1 protein-coding gene is annotated in these 790 nt (G+C 54.3%); it reads right to left on the bottom strand.

The features are described from left to right. Positions 1–515: sulfide/dihydroorotate dehydrogenase-like FAD/NAD-binding protein (locus tag B2W96_RS03345; RefSeq protein ID WP_293008545.1), on the bottom strand; the 515-nt coding region annotated here is incomplete at its 3' end. Positions 516–790 lie beyond the last annotated feature (275 nt).

The following is a 790-nucleotide window of genomic DNA, read 5'->3' as shown; positions in this document are numbered from 1 at the left end:
TTCAGCGCGTCGGTGACCAGACCTTTCCGTCCGTAGGACCCGTCGTCGGTGCAGATTTCCAGAATGGAGGAAGCAGCCTTGAACTTGTCCTCCAAAATCACCAGATCCGCGCTTTTAAAGCCGATGACCGCATGAACCTCCGCCCCGTCGTCGTGGAACTTTTTCAGCACGGGGTACGCAATTGCGCAGCCGACGCCGCCGCCTACCACGCAGACTTTCTTCTTTCCCTCCGTCTCGGTGGCCTTGCCCAGAGGGCCGACAAAGTCCTGAAGACAGTCGCCCTCATTCAGACGGTTCAGCTTCTCCGTCGTGGCACCCACAATTTGGACAATGATGCTGACAGTGCCCTTCTCGCGGTCGTAATCATGGATCGTCAGGGGGACGCGCTCGCCGTTCTCATCCACCCGAAGGATGATGAACTGGCCGGGCTGGGCCTTCTTTGCGATCATGGGGGCTTCAACCTCAAACAGCACGACGGTGGGCTTGAGCGCCTCTTTTCTCACGATTCGAAACATAGTTTTCCTTCTTTCCTCATATTGCTCTTGCCTGAATTTCACAGTACTTTCATGTTAGCACACGGGCCACAGTGCGTCAAATCAATTCCCCCGACTTTTTTGTCAAATTTTTAACTAAATTTTTGTACCATTTGTAGATATCAGGCGATCATCCGCTTTTCCGCAGTCTTTCGACCTCCAGACCCCTTGCTCCGTCGCATCGGTCCGCTTCTCAGCACAGCAGCGTGATCTCCCGTCCCTCCGCCTGAATCAGCTTTTCCTGCCTGAGATGCTTC

The sequence above is a fragment of the Oscillibacter sp. UBA6647 genome (assembly GCA_002455655.1).
Classification (GTDB): domain Bacteria; phylum Bacillota; class Clostridia; order Oscillospirales; family Oscillospiraceae; genus Oscillibacter.
This window is presented reverse-complemented; position numbering and strand designations above follow the sequence as displayed.